Here is a 24739-nt window from a genome sequence, read left to right on the forward strand (position 1 = left end):
GGGGGCGCGGGGGTCTCCAGGCCGAGCGGCGAGGCGGGTCGCGGCTCAGGGTGAGGTCAGGATGGTGTTGTCGCTGCTGCGGCTGCGCTGGCGGGCGGCGATGCGGCGAACGTCGCCGTGCTCGACCAGCTGCCCCAGGGTGATGTTGTTCAGGAAGCCGCGAATCTGCTCGGAGAGGTCGCACCACAGGTGGTGGGTCAGGCAGGTGTCGCCCTGCTGGCAGTCTGACAGCCCCTGGCAGCGGGTGGCGTCGACGCTCTCATCGACCGCGTCGATGACCCGGGCGATGGAGATTTCGGCGGGAGACAGGGCCAGCAGGTAGCCGCCGCCGGGGCCGCGCACGCTCGTGACCAGACTGGCACGACGTAGGCGGGCGAAGAGCTGTTCCAGGTAGGGCAGCGAGATCTCCTGGCGACGCGAGATATCCGCCAGGCTGGTCGGCCCTTTTCGGCATTGAGCGCCAGGTCGAGCATGGCGGTGACGGCGTAGCGTCCCTTGGTGGTCAAACGCATGGCGGGCTCATCAGACGCAGGATGGACATCACTACTCGACTCCCGTGGCGCCGGCCATTTGCCGGGCGGCGTGTCGCGGCGATCAGGCGTCCATTATGGTAAAACCCGACGATTAAGGTCAACCATTGCCGCGACTGTCGGGGTCCGGCCGCGTGCCGCGTGTGCGCGGCGTGCTGCCCTTCGGGTGCGGCCCGCAGCAGGCGTCGATATCCGAGAGCATGTCGGCGAAGTCCTCGTCGCGCAGCTCGGGCAGTTTGCCTTCGCGGTAGTTGGCATCGAGCTTGCGCAGCGTCGAGCACATGCGCTCGATGCGCTCGTCCACCGCGTGCATGTGATCGAGCATGGCCTGGATCGAGCGCGCCACCGGGTCGGGCATGTCCTCGCTGATGCCGTAGGCGTCGAAGCCGAACTTCTGGCGCATCGCCTCGCGGCGCTCCGGGTCCACGTCGAGCACCGCGGCGGCGTCCGGGTCGCTGCGCTTGACGATCTTGCCGGGGATGCCGACCACCGCGGCGCCCGCCGGCACCTCCTTGGTGACCACGGCGTTAGAGCCGATCTTGGCGCCGGCGCCAACGGTGAAGGGCCCGAGGATCTTGGCGCCGGCGCCGACGATGACGCCGGCTTCCAGCGTGGGGTGGCGCTTGCCCTTGTTCCAACTGGTGCCGCCCAGGGTGACGCCCTGGTAGAGGGTGACGTCGTCGCCTACCTCGGCGGTCTCGCCGATCACCACGCCCATGCCGTGGTCGATGAAGAAGCGCCGGCCGATCTTCGCCCCGGGATGGATCTCGATGCCGGTGAGCCAGCGCGAGAAGGTCGACAGGCTGCGCGCCAGCCATTTGAGGTTCTTCTGCCACAGCCAGTGGCCCAGGCGGTGCAGCAGCAGCGCATGCAGGCCCGGGTAGTTGGTCAGCACTTCCAGGAAGTTGCGTGCCGCCGGGTCGCGGGCGAACACGCTATTGATGTCCTCGCGCAGTCGTTGAAACATGCAGCGGTCCTTGGTGGCGGTGAGCGGCCTGGGCGGCGCAGGAGGCAGTGTCTGCGATATGGGGGTGCGGCGGGTGGCGTTCAAGTCTCCCGCCGCGCTTCCTCCGGCGACTGCAGCGGGGCGGCGTCGGGCCGCTGCGCGGCGGCTCCTTTCGGTCGCCGCCAGGATGCCGCGCAGGATGTTGAGTTCCATGCGCTCGGGGCGGGCGCGCAGGGTGAAGCGCCGCAGCCGGGCCATCAGCTGGCGCGGCAGCGCCGGATCATGGAAGCCGATGGCGATCAGGGTGCGTTCCAGGTGGGCGAAGTAGTGCTCGAGCTCGTCATGGCTGGCCAGCGGCTGGTGTGGCTCCTCTTCCTGCTCCGTCTCGGCTCCAGCGGCGGCGAGCCAGGCCAGGCGGCACTCGTAGGCTAGCACCTGCACGGCGGCGGCCAGGTTGAGCGAGCTGAAGTCCGGATTGGTGGGGATGTGCACATGGGCGTGGCAGCGCTGCAGCTCGGCGTTGGAGAGGCCGCTGTCCTCGCGGCCGAACACCAGCGCCACGCGCGACTCGGGGCCGGCGAGTTCGGTCGGCAGCCGCTCGCCCAGCGCCCGCGGCGTGATCATCGGCCAGGGCAGGGTGCGCGAGCGGGCGCTGGCGCCCACGGCCAGGGTGCAGTCGGCCACGGCCTGCTCGAGGGTATCGACCACCTTGGCCTGGTGCACCAGGTGATCGGCGCCGGACGCCCGCGAGATGCTCTCGCTCGTCAGCGGTTCGCAGCGCGGCGCCACCAGCACCAGGTCGGTCAGGCCCATGTTGTGCATGGCACGGGCGGTGGCGCCGATATTGCCGGGGTGGCTGGTGCCGATCAGCACGATGCGGATGCGGTCGAGCATGCGATGTAGCCTCTGCCGTTGAATGCCCAGGAAAGGAGGGCGAGTCTACCATGCCGTCACCGGCCATGGCGCCCATGCAGCGACTCTGCTAGGATGCGCGCCACGCGTTCGACCGAATCGCGTTGACATTTCGCTCGAACCCGCCCGTTCTTTAACATCACCGACGCTCCAAGGCCCGATCATGCATCCGATGGTCCAATACGCCCTGCGCGCCACGCGCAGCGCCGCTGAACAGTTCTTGCGCATTCGTGAGCGCATCGAAAATGCTCACGAGGAACACAACCTCGAGCGCCTGCTCGAAGATACGGCCCGCAATGCCGAGACCCTGATCGTTCGTCAGCTCAGCCGCGGCTATCCCCAGCACGGCGTGGTTGGCCGCTTCACTCCCTATCGCGCCGGCGAAGGCGAAGGTCGCGACATCGAATGGCGGATCGAGCCCTTCCATGGCTACTCCAGCCTGGGCGTGGCCGGCAAGGGCTTTGCCCTGTCGGTGGTCTGCCTGGTGAAGGGCCGCCCGGAGCATGCGGTGGTGATCTGCCCCTTCAGCGACGACGAATACCTGACCAGCCGCGGCCGCGGTGCCCAGCACAACGGCAAGCGCATTCGCGTGCCCAAGACCACCAGCATCCTCGGTTCGCGGATGGCCCTGAGCCTGCCGGAAAGCTGGCAGCGCTCGCGCTACCTGCCTGCCTACCTGACCCTGGTCCAGCAGCTCGGTCCCCAGGTCGAGACCCAGCTGGCCACCGGCAGCGGCCTGCTCGACATGGCCGAACTGGCCGCAGGCCGCGTCGACTTCGCCTTCGTGCTCGGGCTGGAAGAGCAGGACCGCCTGGTCGGCACCCTGCTGCTCAAGGAAACCGGCGCGCTGCTGGGCACGCCCGACGGCCAGCCCGGCATCGAGACCGAAGGCCCGCTGATGGCGGCCGGCCCGCGCCTGTTCAAGGCGCTGGTGCAGCAGCTCAAACCGCACTTCTGAGTCCTGCTTCAGGCATTGAATGACAACCGCCCCCGCAGCGCTGCTGCGGGGCGGTGTCGTTTTAGCGCAGAGAACGGTGCATCGGCGGGCTTATGGCAGCTGCTCCTCCTCCTCGTGTGCTTCCTTCTTCGGCGGAATCAGGTCCTTGCGCTCCAGCTTCACGGCAAGCAGCAGGGCGGCGGCCACGTAGATGGAGGAAAAGGTGCCCACCACCACGCCAATGATCAGCGCGATCGAGAAGTAGTGGATCATGTCGCCGCCCAGCAGCAGCAGGGCCAGCAGCACCAGCAGGGTAGTGCCAGACGTGGCCAGCGTGCGCGACAGAGTGAGGTTGATTGCTTCGTTGAAGATCGCCGGCATGTCGTCGATGCGCGAGGTGCGAATCGTTTCGCGGATGCGGTCGTAGACGACGATGGTGTCGTTGAGCGAATAGCCGATCACCGCCAGCAGGGCCGCCAGCACGGTGAGATCGAAGTCGAGCTGGAACAGCGAAAAGATACCGACCACGATGACCACGTCGTGCATCAGCGCCAGCAGGGCGCCGATGGCGAACTTGTACTGGAAGCGGAAGGCCACGTAGAGCATCACGATGCCCAGTGCCACCAGCATGCCGAGGCCGCTCTGGTCGCGCAGCTGTTCGCCGACCTGGGCGCCGACGAACTCGGCGCGCACCAGCTGCACCGCATCGCCTTCGGCGCGCAGCAGGCCGACCACCTGGTCGCCTACGTCGGGGTCGAAGGCCTGCTGCAGGCGGATCAGCACCTCGGTGGAGGCGCCGAAGGTCTGCACCGAAACGTCACGAAAGCCGGCCTGTTCGAGCACCTGGCGAATGGCATCCAGCGAGGGCGCCACGGCGTAGCGCACTTCCACCAGCGTGCCGCCGGTGAAGTCGAGCCCCAGATTCAACTGCTGAAACAGCAGCGAGACGATCGACGCCAGGATCAGCGCCGCCGAGACCGTAAAGGCGATCCGGCGCTTGCCCATGAAGTCGAACTGTCGATTGACGAGGGTTTTCATAAGCACCTCATGTTGGAATGCCTTAGATCCATAGCTTCTTGACCGGTTTGCCGCTGTAAGTGAGGTTCACCATGGCGCGGGTCACCAGCAGCGCGGTGAACAGCGAGGTGAGAATCCCCAGCGACAGCGTCACGGCGAAGCCCTTGACCGGCCCGGTGCCGATCGAGAACAGGATGACCGCCACCAGCAGCGTGGTGATGTTGGCATCGACGATCGAGGTGAAGGCGCGCTCGTAGCCGGCATGGATCGCCTGCTGGATCGACAGCCCTCCGCGCAGCTCTTCGCGTATTCGCTCGAAGATCAGCACGTTGGCATCCACCGCCATGCCCAGGGTGAGCACGATGCCGGCGATGCCCGGTAGCGTCAGGGTGGCCCCGAGCATCGACATGGCGGCGACCAGCAGGGTCAGGTTCAGCGCCAGCGCCACGTTGGCGAAGATGCCGAACACCTTGTAACGGATCAGCATGAACAGCACGACCAGCAACAGGCCGATCTGCACCGACAGCACGCCGCGGGCGATGTTCTCGGCGCCCAGGCTTGGGCCGATGGTGCGCTCCTGCACGAAGTAGATCGGTGCCGCCAGCGAGCCGGAGCGCAGCAGCAGGGCCAGTTCCGCCGCCTCGGTGGGCGAGTCGAGCCCGGTGATGCGGAAGCTGTTGCCCAGCGCGCTCTGGATGGTGGCCAGGCTGATCAGGCCGCGCTCGGTATAGGGCTCGCGAATGACGACCTCCTCGCCATCCTCCAGCACTACGCGGTCACGGGTCTTGTGCTCGATGAACAGCACCGCCATGTTGCGGCCGATGTTGGTGCGCGTGGCGCGGTTCATCAAGGTGCCGCCGGTGCCGTCCAGGTTGATATTGACCTGGGGGCGGCCGTTCTCGTCGAAGCTGCGGCTGGCGCTGGAGACGCTGTCACCGGTGATGATCACGTCACGCATCAAATCGGCGGTGCGCCCCGGGTTGTTGCGGAAGGCGAAGGTCTCGGTCTCGGCGTCCGGCGTGTCCGGGCGCGCTTCGAGGCGGAACTCGAGGTTGGCGGTGGCGCCCACTACGCGCTTGGCGGCGACGGTGTCCTGCACGCCGGGCAGCTCGACCACGATGCGGTCGGGGCCCTGGCGCTGCACCAGCGGTTCGGCCACGCCCAGCTCGTCGACCCGGTTGCGCAGGGTGGTGAGGTTCTGGTTGACGGCGTAGTCCTGGATCTCGGCCACTGCCTGCTCGCTCAGCGTCATCACCAGCAGCGAGGCTCGCCCCTCCTGGGCGCTGCTGTATTCGAAGTCGCGGAACTCGCGGCTGATCAAGCGCCGCGCGGTGTCACGATCCTCCTCGCTGGCGAAGGTGATGGTCAGCGTGCGGCCGTCGATGTCGGTGCCGCGGTAGCGGATGCGCTCGCTGCGTAGCTGTTCGCGCATGGCGCTGGCATTGACCTCGAGGCGCTGGGTCACGGCCGCGGCCATGTCGACTTCCAAAAGGAAGTGCACGCCGCCGCGTAGGTCGAGGCCCAGGGTCATGGGGGAGGCGGCGAGGGCCTGCAGCCAGCCCGGGGTGGACTCGGCCAGGTTCAGTGCCACCACGAACTCGTTGCCGAGCTGTTCGGCGACCAGATCGCGGGTGCGCAGCTGGTGGTCGGCGTCGTCGAGGCGGATCAGCACGCTGGCTGCGTCGCGCTCGATGGCCTTGATGCCGATGCCGGCATCGCGAAGGGTCTGCTGAACGCGGTCGAGCTGCGCCTCATCAAGGGTGGAGTCGCCCTGGGCGCTGCTGATCTGTACCGCGGGGTCTTCCGGATAGAGGTTGGGCAGCGAGTAGACCAGGCCGACAAGCAGCACGATGAGTATCAGCAGATACTTCCACAAGGGGTAACGGTTGAGCATGGGAGCCCTGCCTAGGTTGCGTAAGAAGGCTACAGGACGGCAGTGCGACCGGGCGTCACCGCCGGTAAGGCGGCGGGACGCCCGGTCGTCATGCAACCCTCGCCGTCACCCGGCCCGGGTGGGGCCAGCTGGCAAGGGCGAGGCGCATCGACGTCAGATGGACTTGATGGTGCCCTTGGGCAGGACGTTGGCCACGGCGCTCTTCTGCACGTGAACTTCGGTGTTGTCGGCCACTTCCAAGGTGATGAACTCGTCGCTCACCTTGGTGATACGACCCACCAGGCCGCCGCCGATCACCACTTCGTCGCCCTTGGACAGGCCGCCGACCAGCTCGCGGTGCTGCTTGGCCCGCTTGGCCTGGGGGCGCCACAGCAGGAAGTAGAAGATCAGTACGAAGCCGACCAGCATGATGATCTGGGCCATGCCGCCGCCTGCGGCGCCTGCGTCCTGGGCCATGGCCGGGGAGATGAAGAAGTCCAGCATGAGAAGCGTGTCTCCTGAGAGGGTAAGTGGGGTCGCGAATAAAAATAGCGTTGCCGGCCGGCGCGCAGCGAGTGCGCCACCGACCGGAGTGTCAATGGGGTGCGTCAGGTACCGGCAGCCCGCGCTGCGCATAGAAGCCTGCCACGAAGTCAGCCAATGTACCCGCTTCGATGGCACCGCGCAAACCGGCCATCAGGCGCTGATAATAGCGCAAGTTATGGATGGTATTGAGCATCGAGCCAAGCATCTCGCCGCAGCGGTCCAGGTGGTGCAGGTAGCTGCGGGAGAAGTTCTGGCAGGTGTAGCAGTCGCAGCCGACTTCCAGCGGGCGGGTGTCGTGGCGGTGCTTGGCATTGCGGATCTTGATCGTGCCCTCTGAGGTGAACAGGTGGCCGTTGCGCGCATTGCGAGTCGGCATCACGCAGTCGAACATGTCGACGCCGCGGCGCACGCCCTCCACCAGGTCCTCGGGCTTGCCCACGCCCATCAGGTAGCGCGGGGTCGCCTCCGGCATCCACTCGGGCAGGTAGTCCAGCACTCCGATCATCTCTGCCTTGGGTTCGCCCACCGAGAGCCCGCCGATGGCCAGGCCGTCGAAGCCGATCTCCAGCAGGCCTTCCAGCGAGCGCCGGCGCAGCTCTGGGTACATGCCGCCCTGGATGATGCCGAACAGCGCCGAGGGCGAGCTGCCATGAGCATCCCGCGAACGCTTGGCCCAGCGCAGCGAGCGTTCCATGGACAGCTCCGCTTCCTTCTCGGTGGCCGGGTAGGGCGTGCACTCGTCGAAGATCATCACCACGTCCGAGCCTAGTGAGCGCTGCACCGCCATCGACTCCTCGGGGCCCATGAAGACCTTGGCACCATCCACCGGCGAGCGGAAGTGCACGCCCTGCTCGGTGATCTTGCGCATCTCGCCCAGCGAGAAGACCTGGAAGCCACCGGAATCGGTGAGGATCGGCTTGTGCCACTGGGCAAAGTCATGCAGGTCGCCGTGGGCCTCGATCACTTCAGTACCCGGGCGCAGCCATAGATGGAAGGTGTTGCCGAGGATGATCTCGGCGCCGATCTGCTCCACCGAGGCGGGCGTCATGCCCTTGACCGTGCCGTAGGTGCCCACTGGCATGAACGCCGGCGTTTCCACCGTGCCGCGAGGGAAAGTAAGGCGCCCGCGACGGGCCCGGCCGTCGCTGGCCAGCCGCTCGAAGGACATGAAGCATTCGTTACGCATGAAACTCTCTTCTCTTTGCACGGGCAGCTCGTGTCAGGTCGCCGGGTTGGCGCCGTTGTCGAATCAGGCCGTGTTGCGGGACAGGAACATGGCATCGCCATAGCTGAAGAAGGCATAGCGCTCGGCCACGGCTTGGCGATAGGCCGCCATGGTGGTCTCATAGCCGGCGAACGAGGCGACCAGCATCATCAGGGTCGATTCGGGCAGGTGGAAGTTGGTGATCAGGGCATCCACACAGCGCCACGCGTAGCCGGGGTAGATGTAGATGTCGGTTTCGCCGCTGTAGGGAGCGATCTGGCCGTCGGCGCTCTTCAGGCAGGCGCTTTCCAGGCTGCGCACGCTGGTGGTGCCCACCGCCACGACCCGGCGCCCGGCAGCCTGGGCGGCACGCACCTTGGCACAGGCTTCCTCGCTCACCTCGATCCATTCGCTGTGCATCTTGTGCTCGCGGATATCGTCGGCACGCACCGGCTGGAAGGTGCCGGCGCCCACGTGCAGGGTGACGAAGGCGCTTTCGATGCCCTTCGCCGCCAGGCGCTCCAGCAGCGGCTCGTCGAAGTGCAGCCCGGCGGTGGGCGCGGCCACCGCGCCGTTGCGCCGGGCGTAAACGGTCTGGTAGCGGTCGCGGTCGGCCAGTTCATCTTCGCGATCGATGTAGGGCGGCAGCGGCATATGGCCGTGGCGCTCCAGCAGCTCGATCAGCGGCGTGTCGCCCAGAAAGCGCAGCTCGAACAGCGCCTCGCGGCGGCCTTCGACCACGCAGCGCACGCCCCCTTCCAGTTCCAGCTCCATGCCCGGCTTGGGCGACTTGCTGGAACGAATGTGCGCCAGGCCGCGGTGGGCGTCCAGCGGGCGTTCCAGCAACATCTCCACCTTCCCGCCGCTGGCCTTGTGGCCGTGCAGCCGCGCCGGGATCACCCGGGTGTCGTTGAACACCAGCAGGTCGCCGGGCTCGAGCATTTCCAGCAGGTCGGTAAAACGGCGATGGGCCAGTTCGCCGCTTTGGCCATCCACGCACAGCAAGCGACAGTCGCTGCGCCGCTCTGACGGATAGCGGGCGATCAGCTCCTCGGGAAGCTCATAATGAAAGTCGGCGCGCTGCATGGCTGATGGGTCCGCAGATAGAGGGTCGACAGGGCCGCCGGAGCAGCCGAAAACAGCCGGCAAGGATACCCAAAATCGCGCGGCGCGTCAGGTGCGGCGATTGACCTGCCGCACCGGCCACGTATAATGCTCGGCGCTGCCGGCGTGGCGGAATTGGTAGACGCAGCGGATTCAAAATCCGCCGGGTGCAAGCCCTTGTCGGTTCGAGTCCGACCGCCGGTACCATCCTTGAATTGATATTTAAAACAGCCGCTTACGAGCGGCTGTTTGCGTTTCCGGGTGGCCTTTCCTTCGCGTTGGATCGCCGTCTGGGTGCTGCGCGCTTAGCCGAACCACCTGGCCAGCGTGGCCCGGGCCTTCTCCCGGTGCGTGTCGTTGATATGCACGGCCACGATGGCAAGCGCGCCGGCCAGCACGCCCATGTCGTCGGTGTAGCCGAGCAGGGGGTGAGGTCGGGAATGGCGTCGATGGGGGAGATGAAGTACCCCAGCGCACCGTAGATAGTGGCCTTGGCCCAGCGCGGGGTGCTGGGGTCCTGGGCCGAGTAGTACATCTTGAGGGCGGGCTCCAGGGTGCGGCTGCTCGCCTTGCCGGCGCTGTGGCGTATCTTGTTCCAGAAGCCGGTGTCGGAGTAGTGGCGTTCGTTGGCTTCCAGGGTGGCCGTGAGCGGCTCGCAGGCGTCGGTGGTGTGCATGCTGTTTCCGGTTGGCAGAGGCTACTACTTCGACCGGCCCGGGCTGGCAGCGTTCACTGTTACGGTGCCCCGGCACGGCCAGGCGAAGCGCTACGCATGACTTGATGCCAGGCTGCCTTCGGCGGCATGCTGAGTGAAGTTGGCAAAAGAACCCGAGTACACAAGCTTTTCTCAAGACAAGGAAGCGGCACATGGGCGTGAAGGGGTTTGCCTTAGCATTGATCGTGCTGGGCGCGGGGCTGGCGCTCTACGGGTGGCAGGCGTGGAACCCGGCGGCGTTCGTGGGGCTGGCGCTGGCGGTGGTGGGTGCGGTGGTGCTGGCAACGTCGGGCCGGCGCCCGAGCTAGCGCTGCCTGGCGGCCGCCGGGCCTGACTTTCTCCCAGCTTGGGCTTATGATAGGCGCAGTCACAGTCCTTCTCCCCCACCGGGGCGAAGGGCTGTTTTCGTTGCATGGCCGGCAGTGCGCAGCGCTGACGGTGCCAAGGAGGTCGTATGTCGTCCCGTCCCACCATCATCATCAACCGCCTGGATGCGGAGCGGCTGCAGCGCCTGATCGACCAGGCCAGCGACAAGGATCGCTTCGTGGCCGACTGCCTCGAGGAGGAGCTCGAACGAGGAGAAGTGATCGATCCGGAGGAGATCCCGGCGGACGTGGTCAGCATGAACAGTCAGGTGCAGTTCACCGATCTGACGCGCAATCGCCAGATGATCCGCACCCTGGTCTACCCCCATGCGCTGGCCACCACCGAGGATGGCATCTCGGTGATGGCGCCCATCGGTGCGGGGCTGATCGGGCTGCGTATCGGCGACGAGATTGACTGGCCGCTGCCCGGTGGCGCCTCGGTGCGGCTGCGTATCGATGCCATTCTTTGGCAGCCCGAACGCGAAGGGCAGTTCCACCGCTGAGCCGGTGCATGGCGCATCGAGTCCACAGGAGCCTACTATGCCGCTTTCGCTTTGGATGTCCCTGGTCGCCGTATGCGCCATGGGGGCGATGTCGCCGGGGCCGAGCCTGGCGCTGGTGCTGCGGCATACGCTGGGCGGCGGTCGTGCCCCCGGCATTGCCGCGGCGCTGTCCCACGCGCTGGGCGTGGGCTTCTATGCCCTGCTGACGGTGCTGGGGCTGGGGGCGCTGATCGTGCGCTTTCCGATGCTGTTCCAGGCCATTACCTGGGCCGGCGCGGCGTACCTGGCCTGGCTCGGCATCAAGGCGCTGCGCGCCGGCCGGTCGGCGGTGCTCGACGCTGTCGGCATGGCCACCAGCCGCCGCCAGGCGGCCCGCGAAGGGATGCTGGTGGCGCTGGGCAATCCCAAGCTGATTCTCTTCTTCATCGCGCTGCTCAGCCAGTTTGTCACCCCCGACATGAGCCTGTTCGCCAAGGCGGTCATTGTGCTCACCGCCATGATTATCGACGGGGCCTGGTACGTGCTGGTGGCGGTCTCGCTGACGCACTCCCGGGTGCTGCCCTGGCTGCAGGCGCGCGCCCACTGGCTCCATCGCATTACCGGCATGATGCTGCTGGCCTTGGCGCTGCGCGTGGTGATTGGCCTGCTGGGCTGAGCCCGGTGGGGCGGAGGGGAGCTGCCGGCGCCGGTGAAGCGGATACGGGGTGGTGTCATGCGCTTCGACGTGGCATCGTGAATGCCGATACCGAGGCAGGCACTGCATGGCCATACATGAGCACGAATGCCGCACCCATCGCGGCGAACCCTTCAATCTCGGCGCCCTGCAGGGCAGGTGCTGCTGATCGTCAACGTGGCGAGCCGCTGTGGCTATACCCCTCAGCTTGGCGAGCTGGAGCGGCTGTACCGGCGGCACCGCGACCGCGGCTTTACCGTGCTGGCCTTCCCCTGCAATCAGTTTGCGCGCCAGTCGCCGGAAACGGCGCTGGACTTCTGCGCCTTCAGCAGCAGCCAGTACGGGGTCACTTTTCCCGTGATGCAGAAGGTCAAGGTCAACGGCGCCGGTGCTCACCCGCTGTTCAAGGAGCTCAAGCGCCAGGCGCCGGGGATGCTGGGCACCACCCTCATCAAGTGGAACTTCACCAAGTTCCTGGTCGGCAGGGACGGGCGGGTCATTCGCCGCTTCGCTCCGGGCGAAAAGCGCGAGGCGCTGGAGCCGGTGCTCGAGCAGGTGCTCGACGAGCCTTTCGGCGGCTGAAGCGAGTCGCTAATCGCTCGCCAACTCGCCGCGGGCCATCATCACGCGGGCGATCAGCTCGTTCCAGCGGTGGCGGGTCATCATCGTGGTCAGCCCCGAGAACAGCGCCCAGCTCTTGCGCCGCCATCCGTTGAGCCGCAGGTTGTGCGCCACCAGCCGCTTCATCAGCCGATAGTCGTCGAAGGCGCGCCATTCGCTGGCCAGCGACAGCTGGTTGCGCGCCAGCACCGGCGCCAGCTCCAGCCGAAATATCCACTCCAGCTCGTGCAGCGTCAGGTCGTGGCGCTGGATCACATCGACCATCTGGGCGTACTGGCGTTCGCTGGGCTCGCGGTCGAGCCACAGCGGGGCAAGTGCCAGCCACAGTTCGCCGCGTTCATCCACCAGCGTCTGTGCATCCATGGTTCTCTCCTGCGCGGGGTCAGGGATGCATCGTGCCCCAGGCGCCTCCCGTGCTCAAGTGCGGACAGACGCCCGAGTGGCCGCTAGAATGTCGCCACTGCCCATTCGTATCGTCAAGGCGCTCGAAGCGGCGCTGCATTACCTATAACGAGGTCTGTCGTGATCATCAAACCCAAGGTTCGTGGTTTCATTTGCACCACCACCCATCCGCTCGGCTGCGAGAAGAACGTGCTCGAGCAGATCGAGGCCACTCGTGCGCGCCGGTTCGACAAGGCCAACGGGCCGAAGAAGGTGCTGGTGGTAGGGGCCTCCAGCGGCTATGGCCTGGCGGCGCGCATCACCGCGGCATTCGGTTACGGTGCCGATACTCTGGGCGTGTTCTTCGAGAAGCCCGGCAGCGAGACGAAGCCCGGCACCGCCGGCTGGTACAACGCCGCTGCCTTCGACAAGTTCGCCAAGGCCGAGGGGCTCTACAGCAAGTCGATCAACGGTGATGCCTTCTCCCACGAGGCGCGCGAGAAGGCCATCGAGCTGATCAAGCAGGACCTGGGCCAGGTCGACCTGGTGGTCTACTCGCTGGCCTCGCCGGTGCGCAAGCTGCCCGACAGCGGTGAGCTGAAGCGCTCCAGCCTCAAGCCGATCGGCGAGACCTACCGCGCCACCGCCATCGACACCAACAAGGACACCATCATCGAGGCCGAGGTCGAGCCCGCCACCGAGCAGGAGATCGAGGATACCAAGGCGGTGATGGGCGGCGAGGATTGGGAGCTGTGGATCGATGCTCTGGACAAGGCTGGCGTGCTGGCCCCCGGTGCGCGCAGCGTGGCGTTCAGCTATATCGGCACCGAGATCACCTGGCCGATCTACTGGCACGGCGCCCTGGGCAAGGCCAAGGAGGATCTCGACCGCGCCGCCGGTGAGATCGACGCCAGGCTCAAGGCCAGTGGCGGCGGTGCCAACGTGGCGGTGCTCAAGTCGGTGGTGACCCAGGCCAGCGCGGCGATCCCGGTCATGCCGCTCTACATCGCCATGGTCTACAAGGTGATGAAGGAGAAGGGCCTGCACGAGGGCACCATCGAGCAGCTCAATCGCCTGTTCGGCGAGCGCCTCTACTCCTCTCAAGGGCAGGGTGGTGAACTCACCACCGACGAGGCCGGCCGCCTGCGGCTGGATGACTGGGAGCTGCGCGACGACGTGCAGCAGGCGTGCAAGGACCTGTGGCCCCAGGTGACCACCGAGAACCTGTTCGCCATCACCGACTATGCTGGTTATAAGCACGACTTCCTGAAGCTGTTCGGGTTCGAGCGCGACGACGTCGATTACGACGCCGAAGTGAACCCGAACGTGCAGTTTGATGTCGTCACCTTATAGGCCCGCTGCAACGGAACGCGATCCGGCGGGCGAATCCAGCGTCAAAAGGAGGTGCCCATGGATACCCGGGAGAGCAAGACGCCGCAGGAAGAATACGAGCATATGAAGGAAGTGAGGATGCCCGAGGACTTCGAGCACCGCGAGCCGGATGCCGAGCAGCCCGAGGCCAAGCGTCCCGCCAAGGGCTGGCACTGGCTGGTGCTGGGCGTGGCCATTGCGGCAGGCCTGTTCCTGGCATATCGGCTGATGTCGGCCGCCTGGGTCTGATCCGCAACTTCGTTGAGTACAGCACCCCCGTGGTTTCGCCACGGGGGTGCTCGTTTCTGCGGTATTGCCACCGCTGCCGATCGAGTACCATTTCCGTTTCTTTCCGGCACATGGCGTTGCGCAATGCCCGACACTTTCCGACTCGATCCGCATGTCACCCCGACCCGCTGGGTAGGGGTGCTCACGCTGTCGGGTTTTTCACTGCTGGCCCAGGCCTGTGCCCTGGAGCCACTGGTGGTGGCCAACCTGCTGGCCGGGAAGCGGCTCTACCGGCTGCAGCCCTTTACCCCTGAAGGCGGCGAGGTGGCCAGCATGGCCGAGCTCAGTCTGTCGGCCTGCACGCCCTTCGCGCTGGCCTCGACCGAGCTGGACATGCTGATCGTCTGTGCACCGAGCCCGCTGCCTGCCATGCATGACAGTGCGCTGCCGAGTAAGCTGCGCCAGCTCGGAGGCAGCGGCGTGGTGCTGGTGGGCGTGGGCGGCGGCACCGAGCTGCTGGCCCGTGCCGGGGTGCTGGACGGCCACCGTGCCACGCTGCCCTGGCAGCGCTTTGCCGCCTTCACCCGCGACTTTCCCCGCGTGCGCCTCACCCAGCAGCTGTTCGAGATCGACCGCGACCGCCTCACCTGCGGGGGTGGCACCGCGGCGATGGACATGATGATGACGCTGATCGCCTCTCACCACGGCAGCGAGCTGGCCGAGCGAGTGTCCGAGCACTTCGTGATGGAGCGGGTACGCATGGCCGACGAGCCGCAGCAGGTGCCGCTGCGTGCCCGGCTGGGCCATGCGCCGGCGCCGCTGGTGGACGCCGTGATTCTGATGGAAGCCAACATCGAGGAGCCCTGGCCACCCACGAGCTGGCCGAGCACCTCGGTATCTCGCGGCGCCAGCTCGAGCGCCTGTTCAAGAAATACCTGCAGGCGGTGCCCGGCCGCTACTATCTCGACCTGCGCCTGAAGGAGGCGCGGCGCCTGCTGCGCGAGAGCGACCTTCCTGCCGGCGAGATCGCCATGAAGACCGGCTTCTCCTCGCCCGCGCACTTCTCCACGGCCTATCGCAACCACTTTGGCGTCACGCCTCGCGAGGAGCGCCTCTAGCGCGGCGAAGGCCGGTCATGCCGGGCGCGCCAGCAGCGCACGGAACAGCGAGCCCAGCATGACCGGACGATCACGCTCGATGGCGAAGCCGGCCTGCTCCAGCAGCGGGCGGGCCTGGCGCGTGATGTCGGTGGCCACGGCGCTGGTCGCCACGTTGAGCAGGCGGCGCAAGAGCCCGGCCGGCCGCTCGTCGCACTGGAACTTGTCCATTACGCAGAGCTGGCCGCCTGGCGCCAGCACGCGCCTGGCTTCGGCCAGGCCGCGCTCGGGGCGAGGCATCACCGCCAGGATCAGGTGCATCACCACCACGTCGAAGTGGGCGTCGGGGTAGTCGAGCGCTTCGGCGTCCATGACCCGGCAAGTGGCGTTGCGCCCCAGCTGCTCGGCCCGCTCCTGCATGCGTCCTACCATGCGCGGCGAGAGGTCGGTGGCATGCACCTCCACATCGCCGGGCAGCCAGGGCAGGTCCAGCCCGGTGCCGGCTCCTACCAGCAGCACCCGCATGCCGGGCTGCCATGCCACCGCGTCGAGCGACAGCTGGCGCGCGCGGCGAAAGGTGCGGTCGGCTACGAGGTCGTAGATGGGCGCGTAGAGCCCGTAGCGGATTCGATTCCAGGCGGTGGTGTTGATCATGGCCGCCTCCCTTTCGTACAGCCTTTGGCATCGTGAACAGCCTTTTGTAGAAGTCGGGGTCCCATTGCTGAAAGCCGGCGCCGGCCAGGCTCCTTATACTCGATTGACATGCTACCACCCCAGCCGCAATGGAGATCGAGATGAGCCATACCCCGACCCGCGCCGACTTCGACCAGTACATGGTGCCCAACTACTCCCCTCAGAAGGTCATCCCGGTGCGCGGCGAGGGCAGCCGACTGTGGGACCAGGAAGGGCGCGAGTACATCGATTTTGCCGGCGGCATCGCCGTGAACTCCCTGGGTCACTGCCATCCGGTGCTGGTCAAGGCCCTCACCGAGCAGGGCAACAAGCTTTGGCATCTCTCCAACGTCTACACCAACGAGCCCTCGCTCAAGCTGGCCAAGACTCTGGTGGAGCGCACCTTCGCCGACAAGGCCTACTTCTGCTCCTCCGGCGGCGAGGCCAATGAGGCGGCGCTCAAGCTGGCGCGGCGTTGGGCGCACGACAACTTCGGCGAGCACAAGCATCGCATCGTCTCGTTCTACCAGTCGTTCCACGGCCGCACCTTCTTCACCGTCAGCGTCGGCGGGCAGCCCAAGTACTCCCAGGGCTTCGGTCCGGTGCCGGGCGGCATCGTCCACGGCGAGTTCAACAATCTCGACAGCGTGCGCGACCTGATCAACGACGACACCTGCGCGGTGATGGTCGAGCCGATGCAGGGCGAGGGCGGCATCACGCCGGCCACCCAGGAGTTCCTGCAGGGCCTGCGCGACCTGTGCGATGCCCACGATGCGCTGCTGATCTTCGACGAGGTGCAGACCGGCGTGGGCCGTACCGGCTCGCTCTACGCCTATATGGAGTACGGCATCACGCCCGACATCCTCACCAGTGCCAAGGCACTGGGCGGCGGCTTCCCCATCGGTGCCATGCTCACCACCGACCGGGTCGCCCCGGCGCTGGCCATCGGCACCCACGGCTCCACCTACGGCGGCAACGCCCTGGCCTCGGCGGTGGCCCTGGCCGCGGTGGAACACATCGACACGCCGGAAGTGCTGGGCGGCGTCAAGCAGCGGCATGACCTGTTCCGCGAGCATCTCGAGGCGATCAACCGCAAGCATGGGGTGTTCAAGGAGATCCGCGGCATGGGGCTGCTGATCGGCGCCGAGATGACCCCCGAATACAAGGACCGGGCCAAGGACATCCTGCCGCTGGCCATCGAGGAAGGGCTGATGGCGCTGATCGCCGGCCCCAACGTGCTGCGCATGGCGCCGTCGCTGGTGATCCCCGAGGCCGACATCGCCGAGGGCATGGCGCGGCTGGAACGTGCCATCGAGCAGCTGGTGGCGGCCGGGTGAAGGCTGGCCGAGCCATGCGCGACACCGCCAATCGACCAGGAGATCCTGCCATGATGGTCGTACGCCCTGTTCGGCCGGCCGACCTGCCGGCCCTGGAGCGGCTGGCGGGCTTGGCCACGCCGAGCCTGACCAACCTGCCGGCCCACCGCGACCGCCTCGAGGAGCGCATCGCCCGCTCGCGGCAGTCGTTCGGGCGCGAGGTGGACTTTCCCGGCGACGAACACTACACCTTCGTGCTCGAGGATCTCGAACGCGACGAGGTCGTGGGTACCGCCACCCTGCGCGCCGAGGCCGGCGCGCGGGAGGCCTACTACACCTACCGCCAGGAAACCCTGATCCATGCCTCGCAGCAGCTCAACGTGCGCCGCGAGGTGCAGACCCTCTCGCTCTCCCACGAGGTGTCCGAAACCACTCAGCTGTGCGCGCTGTCGCTGGATCCGCGCTATCGCGGCACCAGCGCCGAGAGTCTGCTGCGCCGCTCAAGGCTGATGTTCATCGCCCAGTACCCGGAGCGTTTCGCCGAGGTGCTGGCGATGGCCTTCCCCGGCTATCTCGACGAGCAGGGCGAATCGCCGTTCTGGAACAGCGTGGGGCGCCACTTCTTCGTGCGCGACTATCACGACATCAACTACCTCGCCGGGGTGCGCTCGAAGAGCTTCATCGCCGAGGTGATGCCGCAGTTCCCGCTCTACCTGGCGCTGCTCACGCCCCAGGCGCGGGCCGCCATCGGCCGCGAGCACCCCGCCCACGAGGCAGCCATGGCCGAGATGCTGGCCGAGGGCTTCATGCGCTCGCGTCACGTCGACCTGTTCGACGCCGGTCCGGTGATCAAGGGCGAGCGCAATCGCCTGCACACTTTCCGCCGTGCTGCCTGGCACCCGGTACGGGTGCGTCCGGCCCATGCGCTGCCCGACGCCGAGCCGGCGATGGTCGCCAACCAGCGCCTGGCCGACTTCCGCTGCGTGGTGGCACGCTACGCGCTGTCACCCACCGGCCAGCTGATGCTCTCGCCGGAGCACGCCGAACTGCTCGGCGTGGAGGAGGGGCGGGCAGTACTGGCCGCACCGCTGACGCTGCCGTCCAACGGCGAAGAGGAAGCGGGCTTCGACGAGGGGAGCTGTGATGCGTATTCGACCGATTGCCGAGGGCGACCTGGACGAACTGCAGAAGATCGCTCGTGAAACCGGGGTCGGCTTCACTTCGCTGCCTGACAACCGCGAGTTCCTGAGCGCCAAGATCGCCGCCGCAGTGGCCGCCTTCGAGCAGCGCACCCCAGCCGACCGGCGCAACTACTTCTTCGTGCTGGAAGACGAGGAGAGCGGCGAGCTGGCGGGCTGCTGCGCCATCGAAGGCCAGGTGGGCCGCGAGGTTCCGTTCTATCACTACCGCCTGGGCACGCTGGCCCACTCCTCGGTGCAACTCGACCTGCACCGCACCATCGACACTCTGTTCCTCAGCTCCGACCACACCGGCGATGCCGAGGTGGCCTCGCTGTTCCTGCGCCCTGCCTTCCGCGGCAAGGAGCGCCGGCACCAGCGCAACGGCGCGCTGCTGTCGATGATGCGCTGGCTGTTCATGGCCGAGTTCCGCGACCAGTTCCCCGACAAGGTGCTGGCCGAGATGCGCGGGGTGTTCGACGAGCGCGGCAAGAGCCCGTTCTGGGAGTGCCTGGGCAGTCACTTCTTCCCCTCGACTTCGACGAGGCCGACCGTCTCACCGGGCTGGGGCAGAAGAGCTTCATCGGTGAGCTGATGCCCAAGTTCCCGATCTACACGCCGTTTCTCTCCGACGAGGCGCGGGCCTGCATCGGCCAGGTGCACCGCGATACGCGCCCGGCGCTGGCCATGCTCAAGAAGGAAGGCCTGCGCTGGGAAGGCTACATCGACATCTTCGATGGTGGGCCGACGGTGGAAGCCTATATCGACGACGTACGCGCGGTGCGCAAGTCGCGCTGCTGCCGGGTCGAGATCCGCAGTGGCAGCGACACGCCCCCGCCCGGCCACGCTGGCTGGCGGCCAGCACGACGATGGCCGACTTCCGCGCCGCCTGGGTGGCCTGCGGCCCCGACGAGGAGGGCACCCTCACCCTGAGCGAGACGGAGGCGCAGCGGCTGGGCGTGACGGCCGGCGACTCCCTGCGCGTCCTGGATACCGAGGAGACACCATGAAAGCGATGCAACAGCTGATGATCGGCGGGCGCTGGCAGCCGGGCGAAGCGATGCCATTCACCAAGCGCGATCCGGTCTCTGGCGAGACCCTGTGGCAGGGCGCGGCGGCCAGCGACAGCCAGGTAGCGGCAGCGGTGGAAGCCGCTCGCGGTGCCTTCCCGGGCTGGGCCCGGCTGGGCTTCGCCGAGCGCCTGAGCGTGGTGGAACGTTTCCGCGAGCTGCTCGAGACCCATCGCGAGGATCTGGCCCGGGCCATCGCCGGCGAGACCGGCAAGCCGCTGTGGGAGGCGCGCACCGAAGTGGGCGCCATGATCGGCAAGGTGGCGATATCCGTGCGCGCCTATCAGGAGCGCACCGGCGAGCGTAGCCGCGACCTCGGCGACACCACCGCCGTGCTGCGCCATCGCCCGCATGGCGTGATGGCCGTGTTCGGCCCCTACAACTTCCCCGGCCACCTGCCCAACGGCCACATGGTACCGGCGCTGCTGGCCGGCAATACCGTGGTGTTCAAGCCCAGCGAGCAAACCCCGCTGACCGCCGATCTCACCCTGCAGTGCTGGCAAGAGGCGGGCCTGCCCGCCGGGGTGATCAACCTGGTGCAGGGGGCCGCCCCGGTGGGGCAGGCGCTCTCCTCGCACCCGGGCATCGACGGCCTGCTGTTCACCGGCAGCGCCCGGGTCGGCGGCCTGCTCAACCGCCAGTTCGCTGACCAGTTGGAGAAGATCCTGGCCCTGGAGCTCGGCGGCAACAACCCGCTGGTGGTCAAGGACGTGCACGATCAGGACGCCACGGTGCTGACCATCCTGCAGTCCGCCTTCCTCTCCGGCGGCCAGCGCTGCACCTGTGCACGGCGGCTGATCGTGCCCGAGGGGCAGATCGGCGATCACCTGCTCGACGCTCTTGTCGACGCCATCGCCCGCCTGCGAGTGGCAGGACAGTTCGAGGAACCGGCGCCGTTCTATGGCGGCCTGGTCAGCCAGGAAGCGGCCGAGGGGCTGCTCAAGGCGCAGGACGAGCTGGAGGCGCTGGGCGGTGTGGTGCTGGCGCGCATGGCCTGTCTTGAGGAGGGCACCAGCCTGCTGTCGCCGGCGCTGATCGACGTCACCGGGCTCGACGTGCCCGACGAGGAGCACTTCGGTCCGCTGCTCAAGGTCTACCGCTACCGCGATTGGGACGAGGCGCTGCGGCTGGCCAACGATACCCGTTACGGCCTGGCCGCCGGTCTGATCGGCGGCGAGCGCGCCGACTGGGACGACTTCCTGCTGCGCATCCGCGCCGGCATCGTCAACTGGAACCGCCAGACCACCGGCGCTTCCGGCGATGCGCCCTTCGGCGGCGTGGGCATCAGCGGTAACCATCGCCCCAGCGCCTATTACGCGGCGGACTACTGCGCCTACCCGGTGGCCTCGATGGAGGCCGAGACCCTGAGCCTGCCCGATAACCTGCCGCCCGGAGTGGTGTTATGAGCCAAGCGACGAACACCGACTACCGGGAAGTCAACTTCGACGGCCTGGTGGGGCCCACCCACAACTACTCGGGGCTGGCCCACGGCAACGTGGCCTCGATGCGCCACGGTGGGCTGGTCTCCAACCCCGCGAGGCGGCACTGCAGGGCCTGGCCAAGATGAAGGCGCTGATGGATGCCGGCTACGCCCAGGGCGTGCTGCCGCCCCAGCAGCGCCCCGACCTCGGCGCGCTGCGCTCGCTCGGCTTCACCGGCAGCAATCGCGAGGTGCTGGCGCGGGCGGCCAAGGAAGCGCCCCAGGTGCTGCGCGCGGTGTGCTCGGCCTCGAGCATGTGGACGGCCAACGCCGCCACGGTGACCCCTAGTCGTGACGCCGCGGACGGCCGCGTGCACTTCACCCCGGCCAACCTGCAGTCGAGCTTTCATCGCTATCTGGAGCCGGAGACCACCGGCCGCGTGCTGGCGGCGATCTTCCGCCACGAGTCGCACTTCGCTCACCACCCGGCGCTGCCGGCCACGCCGGCCTTCTCCGACGAGGGGCGGCCAACCATACCCGCCTGTGCGGCGAACACGGCGAGGCCGGCGTTCACCTCTACGTCTATGGCCGCCAGTCTTTCGGTGGCGAGGTGGGGCCCAAGCGCTTCCCCGCGCGCCAGACCCTTGAGGCGAGCCAGGCGGTGGCACGTCAGCATGGGCTCGCCGCGGCGCAGACGGTATTCGCCCAGCAGCACCCCGAGGCCATCGACGCCGGCGTGTTCCACAACGACGTGATCGCGGTGGGCAACGGGCCGGTGCTGCTCTACCACGAAATGGCCTTCCTCGACGAGCAGGCCACGCTTGATGAGCTGCGCACCAAGATGGCCACGCCTCTGATCCCGGTGTGCGTGCCTAGCGAGGCGGTGAGCATGGCGGACGCCGTGGCGTCGTATCTGTTCAATTCGCAGCTGCTGAGCAACCCCGACGGCAGCATGACCCTGGTGGTGCCCGGCGAGTGCCAGGAGCGCGAGGCGGTGTGGCGCACCATCCAGGACCTGCTGCTGGCCGGCCACAACCCCATCGGTGAGGTGATCGTCAAGGACGTCAAGCAGAGCATGCGCAACGGCGGCGGCCCCGCCTGCCTGCGCCTGCGGGTGGTGCTCTCCGCCGAGGAGCGCGCCGCGCTGACCGGCCGCGTGCTGCTCAGCGACGCGCTGCACGGCGAACTCAGCGCCTGGGTCGAGCGCCACTACCGCGACCGCCTGGCCCCGGACGACCTGGCCGACCCGCAGCTGGCCGACGAGACTCTCACTGCGCTGGACGAGCTGACCCGCATCCTGCAGATTGGATCGGTCTATCCCTTCCAGCTGGGTTAGCCCAGGCCTGCGCTTTTTCGTCCCATGGCTGGGCGCTCGGCGCGACAGTGAGAGCCAATGGATAAGGACGTCGTCATGCGCGATATCACCATCGTACGTTTGATTCCCGAGTCGGACCACGTTGATACGGTGGCGAGCTGGACCTTCGCCGAGTGGGGCCACCTGCACCCCGGCAGCACCGCCGACTCCTATCGCGAGGCCTTTCGTCGCGAGTGCGGCGAGGGCGGCGTGCCCTCGGTGTTCGTGGCCATGCAGGGCAATCGGCCGGTAGGCACGGCGGCGCTGTTGGCCGAGGACATGGACAGTCGGCCCGAACTGACCCCTGGCTGGCCTCGGTGTTCGTGCTGCCGGAGTGGCGCGGGCAGGGTATCGCCGCCCGCCTGATTCGTTGCGTCGAGGAGGAAGCCGTGGACAGCGGCTTCAGTCAGTTCTACCTCTACACCCCCGACCAGCAGGGGCTCTATCGCCGCCTCGGCTGGCAGAACCTCGAGGAGCTGAACTACCGGGGTGAGGCGGTCACCATCATGCTGCGCCAGCTCGAGGCATGACGGCGGCCTCGCCGCTGACGCGCTATCGCGAGGCGGTGGAGCGCCAAGGCTTCGCCCCGGACGCAGCCCAGCAGCGCGCTGCGGTACGGCTCGATGCCTGTTTCCAGGCGCTGTACGACAAGGGGGCGCGCAGTCGCGCAGGGTCGTACCCGGCGTCTATCTATGGGGGCCGGTGGGGCGCGGCAAGACCTGGCTGATGGACGGTTTCCACCGCCACTTGCAGGTGCCTTCCCGGCGCCTGCATTTTCATCACTTCATGCGCTGGGTGCACCAGCGCCAGTTCCAGCTGAGCGGCACCGCCGATCCTCTCCGCACTGGCGCGGGAGCTGGCATCCGAGGTGCGCGTGCTCTGCCTCGATGAGCTGTTCGTCAGCGACATCGCCGATGCCATGCTGCTCGGTCGCCTGTTGCAGGCGATCTTCGAGCATGGCGTGGTATTGGTGTGCACCTCCAATCAGGCGCCGAGCCAGCTCTATGCCGACGGCTTCAACCGCGAGCGCTTGCTGCCGGCCATTGCCGCCATCGAACGCTGTATGGAGGTGGTGGAGCTGGACGGCGGCTTCGATCACCGCCTGCATCCCGGTCGGGGGTGCCAGCGCTATTGGGTGGCTGAGCCCGGCCGGCCGAGCGCCCTCACCGGCGTTTTCGCGCGCCTGAGCGAGGGCCAGCCGACGAGCGACGAGCCCATCGAGCTGGGCCATCGCCGCATTGCGGTGGAACGGCGCAGCCAGCGCGTGGTGTGGTGTCGCTACGCCGAGCTGTGCGAGCAGCCGCTGGCCGCGCTCGACTTCATCGCCCTGGCCGACGAGTTCGATCACGTTCTGCTCAGCGACGTGCCGCGACTGAGCGACGTCGCCGCAGCGGGGCGTATCGCCCGTGGCACCGAGGATGGCGCCGAGCGCATCGAAACCGGGGAGCAGGAGCTGCCGCCGCTGTCGCGACGCGACGATGGCGTGCGCCGCTTCATCGCCCTGGTCGACGAGTGCTACGACCGCCGCGTGCCGCTCCATATCGAAGCCGAGGTCGCCATGGACGAACTCTATGCCGATGGCTACCTGGCCTTCGCCTTCCGGCGCACCCTCAGCCGGCTGCAGGAAATGCAGCTGGCGAGGTTTGGGGTTGGCGCTTAGCTGCTGGCCGCTCCGCCGACGATGCCGCTGCGAAAGCCACCCTGGCGCTCGCTGTCGCGCAGGTGCTTCGCCACGGTGTCTTCCGGCGAGCCGGCCATTTCGCGGAACATGCCCATGGAACCGAGCAGGGCGGAGGATTCGTAGGGCACGAACACCCGCTCGCCGTTCTGGGCCATGGTCGGCAGCGCCTTGATATAGCTCTGGCCGAGCAGGTAGCCCACCACGGTGCGCTTATGCTCGTCGCTGTCGCCGATGGCGCTCAGCACCAGCTTGATCGACTCCTGCTCGCCCTGGGCGCGCAGAATGGCCGACTCCTTGTCGCCCTGGGCATTGAGGATCGCCGATTCGCGCTGGCCCTGGGCCTTGGCGATGGCGGCGGCCTTCTCGCCCTCGGCTTCGGTCACGGTGGCGCGGCGCTTGCGTTCGGCGGCCATCTGCAGGCGCATGGCCGTCTCGACCTCGTCCGGCATGGCGATGTCCTGCACCTCGACCCGCGAGATCTTGACCCCCACTTGGAGGCGGGCTCCTCCATGGCGGTCTGGATCTCGTTGTTGACCTCGGCGCGGGACTCGAACAGCTTATCGAGTTCCATCTTGCCCACCACCGAGCGCAGGGTGGTCTTGGCCAGCACCTCCACCGCCTGGCTCATGTTCTCCACCTCGTAGACGGCGCGGCGCGGGTCGATGATCTGGAAGTAGAGTGCGCCGTTGATGCGCACGGTGACGTTGTCGGTGGTCACCACCGGCTGGCCGGGGAAGTCCATCACCGTCTCGCGGCGGTCGATGCGTACTTCGCTGGTGGTGATGGGAAGGTACTCCTCGCCGCGCTTCTGGTAGCGGATCATGGTGATGGCGCGGGGCTGCTCGATGAACGGAATGATGATGTTGATACCGCTCTCCAGCAGGCGATTGAACGAGCCGAGGCGCTCGATCACCATCACTTCCGACTGACGCACGATCACCAGCCCCTTGGCGATGATCAGGATGCCGATGACGACGACGATAAGGGCGATCAGCAGCCCGGGGTTGATGGGAAGGTCCATGTCC

General features: G+C 67.3%; 21 protein-coding genes, 1 tRNA gene and 8 pseudogenes. 18 read left to right on the forward strand and 12 right to left on the reverse strand.

Going from position 1 to position 24739, the window contains the following annotated elements; translation table 11 throughout:
* Positions 1 to 45 precede the first annotated feature (45 nt).
* The 3 genes and pseudogenes from iscR to trmJ all read right to left on the reverse strand — a co-directional run.
* Positions 46 to 512 (reverse strand): annotated as a pseudogene (gene iscR, locus ACUDAL_RS00900) (Fe-S cluster assembly transcriptional regulator IscR).
* 118 nt (positions 513 to 630) lie between these two features.
* Positions 631 to 1497, reverse strand: coding sequence for a serine O-acetyltransferase (gene cysE, locus ACUDAL_RS00905; protein WP_444679269.1), 867 nt, complete (start codon positions 1495 to 1497; stop codon positions 631 to 633).
* Between the two features lie 138 nt (positions 1498 to 1635).
* Positions 1636 to 2370: pseudogene (gene trmJ, locus ACUDAL_RS00910) on the reverse strand (tRNA (cytosine(32)/uridine(32)-2'-O)-methyltransferase TrmJ); the annotation flags it as partial.
* Positions 2371 to 2551: 181 nt separating this feature from the next.
* Between trmJ and ACUDAL_RS00915 the strand changes: the two are divergent.
* Positions 2552 to 3346: an inositol monophosphatase family protein gene (locus ACUDAL_RS00915; protein ID WP_444676792.1), complete on the forward strand. Its 795-nt coding sequence runs from the start codon at positions 2552 to 2554 to the stop codon at positions 3344 to 3346.
* Between the two features lie 90 nt (positions 3347 to 3436).
* Here the strand turns inward: ACUDAL_RS00915 and secF are convergent, their stop codons facing one another.
* The 5 genes from secF to queA form a co-directional block, all read right to left on the reverse strand.
* A complete protein-coding gene (secF, locus tag ACUDAL_RS00920) occupies positions 3437 to 4363 on the reverse strand; it encodes a protein translocase subunit SecF (protein ID WP_444676793.1) in 927 nt (308 codons plus the stop codon).
* A gap of 22 nt (positions 4364 to 4385) precedes the next feature.
* Entirely contained in the window at positions 4386 to 6236 is a 1851-nt protein-coding gene (secD, locus tag ACUDAL_RS00925; RefSeq protein WP_444676794.1) for a protein translocase subunit SecD, read from the reverse strand.
* Between the two features lie 153 nt (positions 6237 to 6389).
* Positions 6390 to 6719, reverse strand: a complete 330-nt coding sequence (yajC, locus tag ACUDAL_RS00930; RefSeq protein ID WP_444676795.1) for a preprotein translocase subunit YajC — start codon at positions 6717 to 6719, stop codon at positions 6390 to 6392.
* Positions 6720 to 6810: 91 nt separating this feature from the next.
* Positions 6811 to 7929 (reverse strand): tRNA guanosine(34) transglycosylase Tgt, encoded by a 1119-nt coding sequence (tgt, locus tag ACUDAL_RS00935; protein WP_444679270.1) that lies wholly within the window; start codon positions 7927 to 7929, stop codon positions 6811 to 6813.
* An 81-nt stretch (positions 7930 to 8010) separates the two neighbouring features.
* Positions 8011 to 9051 (reverse strand): tRNA preQ1(34) S-adenosylmethionine ribosyltransferase-isomerase QueA, encoded by a 1041-nt coding sequence (gene queA, locus ACUDAL_RS00940; protein WP_444676796.1) that lies wholly within the window; start codon positions 9049 to 9051, stop codon positions 8011 to 8013.
* A gap of 138 nt (positions 9052 to 9189) precedes the next feature.
* Here queA and ACUDAL_RS00945 point away from each other — a divergent pair.
* Positions 9190 to 9276 (forward strand) — tRNA-Leu (locus tag ACUDAL_RS00945).
* A gap of 28 nt (positions 9277 to 9304) precedes the next feature.
* Here the strand turns inward: ACUDAL_RS00945 and ACUDAL_RS00950 are convergent.
* On the reverse strand, positions 9305 to 9745 hold the full coding sequence (locus ACUDAL_RS00950; protein WP_444676797.1) for a YkvA family protein: 441 nt from the start codon (positions 9743 to 9745) through the stop codon (positions 9305 to 9307).
* Positions 9746 to 9936: 191 nt separating this feature from the next.
* On the opposite strand from ACUDAL_RS00950, the gene ACUDAL_RS00955 reads away from it, so the two are divergent.
* From ACUDAL_RS00955 to ACUDAL_RS00970, 4 genes and pseudogenes are all read left to right on the forward strand, one after another.
* Complete coding sequence (locus ACUDAL_RS00955; protein WP_444676798.1) at positions 9937 to 10092, forward strand: hypothetical protein; 156 nt, start codon at positions 9937 to 9939, stop codon at positions 10090 to 10092.
* A 146-nt stretch (positions 10093 to 10238) separates the two neighbouring features.
* A complete protein-coding gene (gene rnk, locus ACUDAL_RS00960) occupies positions 10239 to 10652 on the forward strand; it encodes a nucleoside diphosphate kinase regulator (RefSeq protein WP_444676799.1) in 414 nt (137 codons plus the stop codon).
* A 37-nt stretch (positions 10653 to 10689) separates the two neighbouring features.
* On the forward strand, positions 10690 to 11307 hold the full coding sequence (locus ACUDAL_RS00965) for a LysE family translocator (protein ID WP_444676800.1): 618 nt from the start codon (positions 10690 to 10692) through the stop codon (positions 11305 to 11307).
* A 106-nt stretch (positions 11308 to 11413) separates the two neighbouring features.
* Positions 11414 to 11907, forward strand: a pseudogene (locus ACUDAL_RS00970) (glutathione peroxidase).
* A 9-nt stretch (positions 11908 to 11916) separates the two neighbouring features.
* On the opposite strand, the gene ACUDAL_RS00975 reads toward ACUDAL_RS00970, so the two are convergent.
* Positions 11917 to 12309, reverse strand: coding sequence for a DUF7079 family protein (locus ACUDAL_RS00975; RefSeq protein WP_444676801.1), 393 nt, complete (start codon positions 12307 to 12309; stop codon positions 11917 to 11919).
* 159 nt (positions 12310 to 12468) lie between these two features.
* Here ACUDAL_RS00975 and fabV point away from each other — a divergent pair, with 159 nt between their 5' ends.
* The 3 genes and pseudogenes from fabV (at position 12469) to ACUDAL_RS00990 (ending at position 15044) form a co-directional block, all read left to right on the forward strand.
* Complete coding sequence (gene fabV / locus ACUDAL_RS00980; protein WP_444676802.1) at positions 12469 to 13680, forward strand: enoyl-ACP reductase FabV; 1212 nt, start codon at positions 12469 to 12471, stop codon at positions 13678 to 13680.
* A 57-nt stretch (positions 13681 to 13737) separates the two neighbouring features.
* Positions 13738 to 13947 (forward strand): hypothetical protein, encoded by a 210-nt coding sequence (locus ACUDAL_RS00985; RefSeq protein ID WP_444676803.1) that lies wholly within the window; start codon positions 13738 to 13740, stop codon positions 13945 to 13947.
* 123 nt (positions 13948 to 14070) lie between these two features.
* Positions 14071 to 15044: pseudogene (locus ACUDAL_RS00990) on the forward strand (GlxA family transcriptional regulator).
* 15 nt (positions 15045 to 15059) lie between these two features.
* On the opposite strand, the gene ACUDAL_RS00995 reads toward ACUDAL_RS00990, so the two are convergent.
* A complete protein-coding gene (locus ACUDAL_RS00995) occupies positions 15060 to 15677 on the reverse strand; it encodes a class I SAM-dependent methyltransferase (RefSeq protein ID WP_444676804.1) in 618 nt (205 codons plus the stop codon).
* A gap of 140 nt (positions 15678 to 15817) precedes the next feature.
* Here ACUDAL_RS00995 and ACUDAL_RS01000 point away from each other — a divergent pair, with 140 nt between their 5' ends.
* The 9 genes and pseudogenes from ACUDAL_RS01000 (at position 15818) to zapE (ending at position 23693) form a co-directional block, all read left to right on the forward strand.
* On the forward strand, positions 15818 to 17032 hold the full coding sequence (locus ACUDAL_RS01000) for an aspartate aminotransferase family protein (RefSeq protein ID WP_444676805.1): 1215 nt from the start codon (positions 15818 to 15820) through the stop codon (positions 17030 to 17032).
* Positions 17033 to 17082: 50 nt separating this feature from the next.
* Positions 17083 to 18213: an arginine N-succinyltransferase gene (locus ACUDAL_RS01005; protein WP_444676806.1), complete on the forward strand. Its 1131-nt coding sequence runs from the start codon at positions 17083 to 17085 to the stop codon at positions 18211 to 18213.
* Positions 18155 to 19199: pseudogene (gene astA / locus ACUDAL_RS01010) on the forward strand (arginine N-succinyltransferase). The gene ACUDAL_RS01005 and the pseudogene astA overlap by 59 nt, the downstream one beginning before the upstream one ends.
* A complete protein-coding gene (astD, locus tag ACUDAL_RS01015) occupies positions 19196 to 20665 on the forward strand; it encodes a succinylglutamate-semialdehyde dehydrogenase (protein WP_444676807.1) in 1470 nt (489 codons plus the stop codon). Before astA ends, astD begins: the two are co-directional and overlap by 4 nt.
* Positions 20662 to 22015: pseudogene (gene astB / locus ACUDAL_RS01020) on the forward strand (N-succinylarginine dihydrolase). The gene astD and the pseudogene astB overlap by 4 nt, the downstream one beginning before the upstream one ends.
* Before the next feature lie 75 nt (positions 22016 to 22090).
* On the forward strand, positions 22091 to 22399 hold the full coding sequence (locus ACUDAL_RS01025; RefSeq protein ID WP_444676808.1) for a hypothetical protein: 309 nt from the start codon (positions 22091 to 22093) through the stop codon (positions 22397 to 22399).
* Complete coding sequence (locus ACUDAL_RS01030; RefSeq protein ID WP_444676809.1) at positions 22351 to 22563, forward strand: GNAT family N-acetyltransferase; 213 nt, start codon at positions 22351 to 22353, stop codon at positions 22561 to 22563. The genes ACUDAL_RS01025 and ACUDAL_RS01030 overlap by 49 nt, the downstream gene beginning before the upstream one ends.
* Complete coding sequence (locus ACUDAL_RS01035; RefSeq protein ID WP_444676810.1) at positions 22560 to 22760, forward strand: hypothetical protein; 201 nt, start codon at positions 22560 to 22562, stop codon at positions 22758 to 22760. The genes ACUDAL_RS01030 and ACUDAL_RS01035 overlap by 4 nt, the downstream gene beginning before the upstream one ends.
* Positions 22736 to 23693: pseudogene (zapE, locus tag ACUDAL_RS01040) on the forward strand (cell division protein ZapE). Before ACUDAL_RS01035 ends, zapE begins: the two are co-directional and overlap by 25 nt.
* Here zapE and ACUDAL_RS01045 read toward each other — a convergent pair.
* A pseudogene (locus tag ACUDAL_RS01045) lies at positions 23690 to 24735 on the reverse strand (SPFH domain-containing protein). The pseudogenes zapE and ACUDAL_RS01045 overlap by 4 nt on opposite strands.
* Positions 24736 to 24739: the final 4 nt, after the last annotated feature.

It is taken from the genome of Halomonas sp. E19 (assembly GCF_052439355.1).
In the GTDB taxonomy this organism is placed as follows: Bacteria; Pseudomonadota; Gammaproteobacteria; order Pseudomonadales; family Halomonadaceae; genus Halomonas.

Coding starts and splice junctions, on each gene's coding strand:
- secF (WP_444676793.1), bottom strand. CDS start 4,363: ATGAAAACCCTCGTCAATCGACAGTTCGACTTCATGGGCAAGCGCCGG.
- secD (WP_444676794.1), bottom strand. CDS start 6,236: ATGCTCAACCGTTACCCCTTGTGGAAGTATCTGCTGATACTCATCGTG.
- ACUDAL_RS00995 (WP_444676804.1), bottom strand. CDS start 15,677: ATGATCAACACCACCGCCTGGAATCGAATCCGCTACGGGCTCTACGCG.
- ACUDAL_RS00955 (WP_444676798.1), top strand. CDS start 9,937: ATGGGCGTGAAGGGGTTTGCCTTAGCATTGATCGTGCTGGGCGCGGGG.
- ACUDAL_RS01035 (WP_444676810.1), top strand. CDS start 22,560: ATGACGGCGGCCTCGCCGCTGACGCGCTATCGCGAGGCGGTGGAGCGC.
- ACUDAL_RS00985 (WP_444676803.1), top strand. CDS start 13,738: ATGGATACCCGGGAGAGCAAGACGCCGCAGGAAGAATACGAGCATATG.
- astD (WP_444676807.1), top strand. CDS start 19,196: ATGAAAGCGATGCAACAGCTGATGATCGGCGGGCGCTGGCAGCCGGGC.
- ACUDAL_RS01000 (WP_444676805.1), top strand. CDS start 15,818: ATGAGCCATACCCCGACCCGCGCCGACTTCGACCAGTACATGGTGCCC.
- ACUDAL_RS00965 (WP_444676800.1), top strand. CDS start 10,690: ATGCCGCTTTCGCTTTGGATGTCCCTGGTCGCCGTATGCGCCATGGGG.
- ACUDAL_RS01005 (WP_444676806.1), top strand. CDS start 17,083: ATGATGGTCGTACGCCCTGTTCGGCCGGCCGACCTGCCGGCCCTGGAG.
- cysE (WP_444679269.1), bottom strand. CDS start 1,497: ATGTTTCAACGACTGCGCGAGGACATCAATAGCGTGTTCGCCCGCGAC.
- ACUDAL_RS00975 (WP_444676801.1), bottom strand. CDS start 12,309: ATGGATGCACAGACGCTGGTGGATGAACGCGGCGAACTGTGGCTGGCA.
- rnk (WP_444676799.1), top strand. CDS start 10,239: ATGTCGTCCCGTCCCACCATCATCATCAACCGCCTGGATGCGGAGCGG.
- queA (WP_444676796.1), bottom strand. CDS start 9,051: ATGCAGCGCGCCGACTTTCATTATGAGCTTCCCGAGGAGCTGATCGCC.
- ACUDAL_RS01025 (WP_444676808.1), top strand. CDS start 22,091: ATGCGCGATATCACCATCGTACGTTTGATTCCCGAGTCGGACCACGTT.
- ACUDAL_RS00915 (WP_444676792.1), top strand. CDS start 2,552: ATGCATCCGATGGTCCAATACGCCCTGCGCGCCACGCGCAGCGCCGCT.
- yajC (WP_444676795.1), bottom strand. CDS start 6,719: ATGCTGGACTTCTTCATCTCCCCGGCCATGGCCCAGGACGCAGGCGCC.
- ACUDAL_RS00950 (WP_444676797.1), bottom strand. CDS start 9,745: ATGCACACCACCGACGCCTGCGAGCCGCTCACGGCCACCCTGGAAGCC.
- tgt (WP_444679270.1), bottom strand. CDS start 7,929: ATGTCCTTCGAGCGGCTGGCCAGCGACGGCCGGGCCCGTCGCGGGCGC.